Annotated in this window: 5 protein-coding genes; all 5 read right to left on the minus strand. The window is 31.5% G+C overall.

Annotated features, from left to right (window positions below; genetic code table 11):
- Position 1: 1 nt before the first annotated feature.
- Positions 2-2,584, minus strand: a complete 2,583-nt coding sequence (gene mutS, locus ACPLVF_RS01870) for a DNA mismatch repair protein MutS (protein ID WP_424906124.1) — start codon at positions 2,582-2,584, stop codon at positions 2-4.
- 17 nt (positions 2,585-2,601) lie between these two features.
- Positions 2,602-3,924: a tRNA (N6-isopentenyl adenosine(37)-C2)-methylthiotransferase MiaB gene (miaB, locus tag ACPLVF_RS01875; protein WP_424906125.1), complete on the minus strand. Its 1,323-nt coding sequence runs from the start codon at positions 3,922-3,924 to the stop codon at positions 2,602-2,604.
- A gap of 44 nt (positions 3,925-3,968) precedes the next feature.
- Positions 3,969-4,712, minus strand: coding sequence for a uracil-DNA glycosylase (locus ACPLVF_RS01880; protein WP_424906126.1), 744 nt, complete (start codon positions 4,710-4,712; stop codon positions 3,969-3,971).
- A 98-nt stretch (positions 4,713-4,810) separates the two neighbouring features.
- Positions 4,811-6,217 carry a VanW family protein gene (locus ACPLVF_RS01885; RefSeq protein WP_424906127.1) on the minus strand — a complete coding sequence of 469 codons (1,407 nt, stop codon included), beginning with the start codon at positions 6,215-6,217 and terminating at the stop codon, positions 4,811-4,813.
- Positions 6,218-6,324: 107 nt separating this feature from the next.
- Complete coding sequence (locus ACPLVF_RS01890) at positions 6,325-7,722, minus strand: oxaloacetate decarboxylase subunit alpha (RefSeq protein ID WP_424906128.1); 1,398 nt, start codon at positions 7,720-7,722, stop codon at positions 6,325-6,327.
- Positions 7,723-7,813: the final 91 nt, after the last annotated feature.

A 7,813-nucleotide genomic window follows, 5' to 3' on the forward strand; every position in this document is an offset into this window, starting at 1 on the left:
CTCACATAATTTCTAACTTAAGTTTATACAAGAAATTTAGAGCTTCTAACGGTGTCATTGTATTGATGTCTATTTCTTTTATTTTTTGAATGATTGCTTCATTTTTTATATTCATTAGGTCTAACTGAGAATCAGTTTTTTCTGTTTCTGGTAAAGTATTATTATTTACATAAAATTTTTCAGGTAAACCTTTTTCAAGAGTTTTTAATAATTCTTTAGCCCTATTAATTAAACTCTTAGGTAATCCAGCTAATCTTGCGACTTCAATACCGTAACTTTTATCCGCTTCTCCCGGAACAATCTTTCTTAAAAATAGTATATCTTCTCCTTTTTCTTTAACGGTCACTTTATAGTTCTTTACACCAAAAAGCTCTTTTAATTTTGTAATTTCATGGTAGTGTGTAGCAAATAAGGTCTTGGCTTTTATGTTTTTATGAATATACTCTACAACAGCCCATGCAATACTTAAACCGTCATAAGTACTGGTACCTCTACCTACTTCGTCGAGAATGATTAAACTTTTAGGAGTAGCATATTTTAAAATATTAGCAACTTCTGTCATCTCAACCATAAAGGTGCTCTGTCCATAAGCGAGGTTGTCAAAAGCTCCGATTCTTGTGAAAATTCTATCTACAATGCCTATTACAGCTTTTTTTGCTGGAACAAAACTACCAATTTGTGCCATTAATACAATTAAAGCTACTTGTCGCATATATGTAGATTTACCTGCCATATTGGGTCCAGTTATTATCGAAATCATAGAATCTTTGCAGTTTATATGCGTATCATTAGGAATGAAAATATCATTTTTCAATGTTAATTCTACAACTGGATGTCTTCCTTCAATAATTAAGATTTCGTCTTTGGTGGTGATATCGGGTTTTACATAATTATTATCCCGAGCAACCTGTGCTAATGCTACAAGAACATCTAATGTCGCTACTGCGTTTGAGCTTTTCTTAAAGCGCGGTATGTTTAACAATAGCTGGTTTTTAACCTCGCAAAATATTTGGTACTCCAAATTTATAAGTTTTTCTTCTGCACCGAGAATCATTTCTTCATATTCTTTAAGTTTTTCAGTAATGTATCTTTCTGCATTAGCAAGGGTTTGTTTTCTAATATAATCCTCAGGCACAAGATTTAAATTCGCTTTTGTAACTTCGATATAGTAACCGAAAACCTTATTGTAACCTACCTTTAATGATTTAATCCCAGTTCTTTCCCTTTCTTTGGCTTCAAACTCTGCAATAAAATCCTTACCTTTAAAAGCGATTTCTCTTAGTTTATCTATTTCTTTGTTAAAGCCTTCTTTAATGATATTTCCTTCTTTGACAGAAAGGGGAGGATCCTCACAAATTGCTTTATCCAATAATTCAAAGACGTCGTTTAATCCATCCAATTGGCTTTCTAAGCTTCTCAAGAGCTTAGATGATGAATTTTTAATTAAATTTTTAATCCTTGGAAACCGAGAAATTGTATTTTTTATTGCTAATAAATCTCTTGCATTGATATTTCCGCAAACTAATTTACCAGTTAATCTCTCTAAATCATAAACATTTTTAAGCTCATTTTTTAGTTCTTCTCTTTTGAAAAAGTCTTCAAATAATTCTTCAACAGCGTCAAGGCGTTCTTTGATTTTTATAGGATCGATTAAGGGTTGTTCTATCCACTTTCGTAGCAATCTGGCCCCCATCGCTGTTTGAGTTTTATCAAGAACCCAAAAAAGGCTGCCCTGTCTTTTTCTTTCGAAAAGGGATTCAGTAAGTTCTAGGTTTCTTTTTGTATTGGCGTCAAGCACCATATATTCCAAAGGTTCATAATACCTGATAAAATTAAAATGTGCTAATTGCTGTTTTTGAGTTTCTATTAAAAATTTTAGGCAGGCACAGGAAGCTTTTTGGGAAAGAGGCCTGCCCTCCAAGGCTTTTAAAGAAGTTTCGTCAAAATTGTTAGAAAGCAAATCCCAATCTATTTCAAAATAACTTTCACTTTTTAAAGTTAATGCATTATTATTGAAATCGAAATAATTTTTCTTTAAAATGGGATTATTTAAGATTTCACTATTTACAATGCATTCGCTGGGAGAAAATTTGTAAAGCTCATTAATTACTTCTTGAAAATTGCTGCCCGCAGTTATTTCAGTTGTAATAAATTCACCGGTCATTAAATCAGCAAAAGCCAATCCAAATTTATTTTCCGATTTATAAATTGCACAAAGGTAATTGTTCTTTTTTTCATCCAAAATATTTATATCTGTTACTGTACCGGGCGTAATAATTTTAACTACTTCTCTTTTTACAATATTTTTGGCAAGTTTGGGATCCTCTACTTGTTCGCATATAGCTATTTTATAACCCTTTTCTATAAGTCTTGCAATGTATTGGTCCGCTGCGTGGTAAGGTATACCCGCCATGGGCACCTTATTTTCCGGATCCCTTGAAGTTAATGCAATTTCTAACTCCCTTGAGGCTATATAAGCATCGTCAAAAAACATTTCATAAAAGTCGCCCAGCCTGAAAAACAGTATATAATCTTTATATTTCTCTTTAATTTCTTTATATTGTTTTATCATTGGAGTATCCATTTAAAAAATTGACCCCCTTAGGTAGTTAAAAGCTCTCCTATCAAAGAAAAGGTATGAGGTTCAGTAATTTTTACCTTAACAAGTTTTCCAATTATATCCTTAGGTCCCTTAAAATTTACCACTTTGTTCGTTCTGGTCCTGCCTGTTAATTTTTCTTTATCCTTTTTAGAAAATCCTTCCACAAGCACCTCTACAACTTTATCCTTCATCTGTTCATTTTTTTTAGCGGAAATGGTATCCTGAAGCTTCATAAGTCTATCTAACCTTTCTTTTTTAACTTCTTCATCTACCTGGTTTTCCATTTCTGCAGCAGGTGTTCCCTTTCTTTTTGAGTACATGAACATAAAAGCTTGATCGTATTGGACCCTTTCTACTATATCTAAAGTATCCAAAAAATCTTCTTCATTTTCTCCGGGGAACCCAACAATTATATCAGTCGAAATTGCAATATCAGGTATCTCCTTTCTTAATTTTTCTATTAGCCCTAAGTAATGTTCCCTTGTATAATTTCTATTCATCAACTTTAATATTTTATTGCTACCCGCTTGAATTGGAAGATGAATATGCTCACAAACTTTTTCCAAATCACGTATAGCAAAAATAAGTTCATCACTTAAGTCTTTGGGATGGGAAGTAGTGAATCTTATTCTCTCAATTCCATTGATTTTATTTAATTCTTTTAATAAACCTGCAAAATTAATATTTTCATCTTTTAAGTCCCTTCCGTAAGAATTTACATTTTGACCTAATAAATTTATTTCTTTTATTCCTTCTTCTGCTAATGATTTTACTTCATTTATTATATCCTCAGGTTTTCTGCTCCTTTCCCTACCCCGAACATAAGGTACTATACAGTAGGTACAAAAATTGTTGCAACCATAGGTTATAGTAACCCACGCCTTTACCTTATCTTCTCTAACATAGGGGAGGCCTTCTTCTACCCAAGTTTCGTCTTCAACTGTCTCAACAATGGTATAATCGGAATAAATTACATTTTCTATAAGCTGAGGTAATTTGTGAACATTGTGAATTCCAAAGATTATATCTACAAAAGGATATTTTTCCTTAATATACTCCACCACATGTGGCTGCTGAACCATACAGCCGGTTATAGCGATGATCATATTAGGCTTATTTTGCTTTAAGGGTTTTAATTGTCCTAAACGACCGTATACTTTCTGCTCAGCTGTTTCTCTTACGCTACACGTATTTAAAACAAGAATATCTGCATCCTTGATATCTTCGGATGGGGTATAACCCATTTTTTCAAGTACGCCGGAAACCACTTCGGAATCATGTACATTCATCTGACATCCCCAAGTAATAACTTTATATTTCACTAAAAATATCACTCCCTTGTAAGTATTGATTGTATTTTATTTATTTATTTTAACAATTCTTTGAGTTTTAATAAGGCATTTTTGAAATCCGTATAAATTTCTTTTTTTGTAATCTCCAGTTTCTCACCTCTTTGCCTCAACACATAAGCAGGATGATAGGTAGGCATTATCCATATATCTTTTTCTTTTATCCATATACCCCTAGACTGGGTAATACTTTTATCAGGTCTAAAGAACTTTAATGGAGTAGACCCCAAGGTAATGATTACCTTTGGAGATATAAACTCTAGTTCTAAGTTTAAAATATTAGAGCATGCTTTAACTTCATTGACATAGGGAGTTCTATTCTTTGGTGGTCTGCACTTTACTACATTTGTTATGTAGATACGGCTCCTGTCAATATTAAACTTATTGAGAAGAGCGTTTAAAAGCTGGCCAGCTCTGCCTACAAAGGGCCTGCCTAATTTATCCTCTTCTTCTCCAGGACCTTCGCCAATTAAAACAATAGGTGATGCAAAGTTTCCTTCACCGGCAACTTTCTGGGTATGGCAGTCGGCAAAACAAAGGGGGCAACTTTTACATTCAAGTAAATACTCTTTAATCTTATTATAAATAAAATCTTGCATTTTTTTTGCTTGCTCGTTTTTTTCTTTTATTTTTCTAAGTATATTTTCATAAGATTGGTTAATTATGCCAAATTCTTTTTGTAGAGATAGGATAATTTCAATTTTCTTAGGTAATATAATTTCTTCACCCTTAAAAAATTCAACAATTTCACTAATTTCCATTTTATTCTCCTCCGATTTCTCATTTGATATTATAACAATTATAAGAGCAATTGAAAATAAAAAATTAACCTCAAAAGGAGGTTAATTTTAATATTTATTTATTCATTTGATAACTCACTATCTATATTACTTGGTAACTCTTTATTATTATTTTTATTATTTTCAATACCTAAACTTGGATTAACTATTTTTTTGCCTACATATACTATTGTATTTAAAGGCTTATAAATGTCGGTGGATATTAATTTCTTTTCAATTTTTCCATTGTTATTTATTATCTTCCATACTTTTACCTTACAACCTGGCCTGCCTTCTTCAATGCGCATTTTACCCATTTCTAAATTGCAGTCATCTTTTAAAATTTTGGAAGGTGGAGTTGTAGTTATAATTTCCGAAATAATATCTACTTTCTTTTTCATTCTTTCACTACTATAAAATTTCATTATTATACTATTGTTTTTGACTTCAGCAAACAATACTAAATAATTTCCTGTATTATTTTTAAATTTTAAATCTAAAGAACCGTAACTTACGGTTGCATCTCTTCCAGGAGGAACGTAACCTACAGGCATTGAATGGTGATGTCTTTCAATAACCTCTAAATCTGTAAAAAGAACCAGATTATAAAGTGTTGTTGATATTTGGCAAACTCCTCCGCCAGTACTTTGAGATATTTCATTATTGAAATATATTGGCGCATCAAGGTAGCCCCTTTCTTTTGTCCTTTCACCAACTGTCTCATTAAAAGAAAATATCTCCATCGGTGCAATTATAGTTCCGTTTAAACTTTCAGAAGCCAATTTTAGATTGTTACTTCTTTCAATCTGATTTAAGTTAAATTTTGTTGAAAAAGAAGCTATTTCATATTTTATATTCATTTGCTGTAATTTTTCTTTTGTATAAAAAGGTTTAATAGTAAGTATTGGTATTTCTATGATAATTTGTTTGTCAAAAATTTTATTTAAAATATTCTTTTTTAATAATTCTTCATTAATTTTTGTTCCTTCTTTATCACCAACTATTTGAATTTTATTCTCTTTAATTATAAATTTTGCGTTTTGAGGCTGGATGCAAATTTCCTTCTCTATTTTATTAACAATATTATTAAAATATTGATCATTTAATTTAACATATAAAGGTAAATTAATTAATTTTCTTATTTCAAAGAAATCCAAGAAAAAGGACTTAAAGAAAAACTCACCTTTTTTTATATTTAAAGCTTCATTAATGCTTTTTTCTTTATCAAAAGTAATTAATTCCTTTAAATTTATATAATATTCTTTACTTTTGTATTTCAATATTATTTGTTGTTGATATTTTCTATTTATATATTCTAAAATTTTTTCATTTGCATCTTCCATACTTAATTTACTTACATTTACTGGGCCAATATAAGTATTATAAGGTAAAACATTGCTATTTTTTAATTGGTAATTATATACAAAAAGGCATAATAACAATATTATTATACATAAAAGTAGGATAAGGTAATTTTTCTTCTTCATTTTTCTCACCTTTCTATATTTCCTACTTTTATGTATAATGTTTAAATGTTGGAAAAATGATAAAATTTATGCGTTAAAAAATGGCTCCTCTAAAAAAGGAGCCATTTTTACACCGGATAGTATTTAAATTTATTATCCTCAAAAAGAAGATTTGAATCGTATCTGTACTTCCCTGCTTCTCTTTCTTGGAAAAACTTCATCGCAATCTGTGGGAATAGAGCATAAGTTAGTACATCCTCTTCTTTTTCTATGAAACCCGATATAGCAGCAAAATCTTTTTCTAACTCAGGTTCTAACAAGTCAGCAGGCCTGCAATCAATGGGTTCTTCATCTCCAATAATTTTCTTTTTAATTTCTGGATTTATTTCTCCTGGGGGTTTGCCATATAAACCTTTAATGTAATTTTTAACTTCATTAATTACAACTTTATACCTTTCTCCCGTTATTACGTTTATTACAGCTTGGGTTCCTACAATTTGGCTTGTAGGAGTAACAAGCGGAGGATAACCCAAATCTTCTCTCACCCTTGGAACTTCTTTTAGTACCTCAGGGAGCTTGTTTAATGCGTTTTGCTGTTTTAACTGACTGGTAAGGTTGGATATCATTCCTCCGGGTATCTGATAATTTAAAACTGCAGTATCTACTATTGTAATAACGCTATCAATTTTGTAGTTTTCTCTTACTTTTTTGAAATGCTCCGATATTTCTGATAAAAGTTCTAAGTCAAGTCCAGTATCATATGAAGTATCTTTTAATACTGCCACAATAGTTTCGGTGGGAGGCTGGGACGTTCCCAAAGCAAATGGTGAAAGAGCTGTGTCAACTATATCTGCTCCAGCTTCAATAGCTTTTAAATAAGCCATAGAAGCCATACCGCTTGTGTAGTGGCTGTGAACCTGAATAGGAATATTAATTTCTTCTCTTAACCTTTTAACTAATTCATAGGCATTATATGGTGTCAACAATCCTGCCATGTCTTTAATGCACAACGAATCTATGCCTAACCCCACTAGTTTTTTGGCGATATCAACATAGTATTCCAAATTGTGTACTGGGCTAATAGTGTAGACGATAGTGCCCTGCGCATGGGCTTTATATTTTTTTGTAGCTTCTATAGCTTTTTGCATATTTCTTACATCATTTAAGGCATCAAATATTCGTATTATATTAATTCCATTATCTATAGACTTTTTCACAAAAAACTCAACAACATCATCCGGATAATGGTGATATCCAAGAAGGTTTTGCCCTCTCAAAAGCATCTGTAAAGGTGTTTTTTTGATTTTTTCTTTTAGTTTTCTTAATCTTAACCATGGATCTTCATTTAAATACCGTAGGCAACTATCAAAGGTAGCTCCACCCCATGCCTCAAGAGAATGATAACCTACCTCGTCTAATTTTTCTGCTACAGGCAGCATTTCTTCGGTTTTCATCCTTGTTGCAATAAGAGATTGGTGAGCATCCCGTAAAATAGTATCTGTAATGCCGATTTTCTTCTTCTGCAATCGACATACTCCTTTCACAAAAAATATAACTTTTATCCATATAATGAAAGCAGTACACCTGCAACAATAGCAGTACCTATAACCCCTGCCA

Origin of the sequence: Thermovenabulum sp., assembly GCF_049701175.1 — a bacterium.
Classification (GTDB): Bacteria; Bacillota; Thermosediminibacteria; order Thermosediminibacterales; family Thermosediminibacteraceae; genus Thermovenabulum.

What these genes read in the sequence shown, in the direction of transcription:
- ACPLVF_RS01885 (WP_424906127.1), bottom strand. Translation starts at nt 6,217, where the DNA reads ATGAAGAAGAAAAATTACCTTATCCTACTTTTATGTATAATAATATTG.
- ACPLVF_RS01880 (WP_424906126.1), bottom strand. Translation starts at nt 4,712, where the DNA reads ATGGAAATTAGTGAAATTGTTGAATTTTTTAAGGGTGAAGAAATTATA.
- mutS (WP_424906124.1), bottom strand. Translation starts at nt 2,584, where the DNA reads ATGGATACTCCAATGATAAAACAATATAAAGAAATTAAAGAGAAATAT.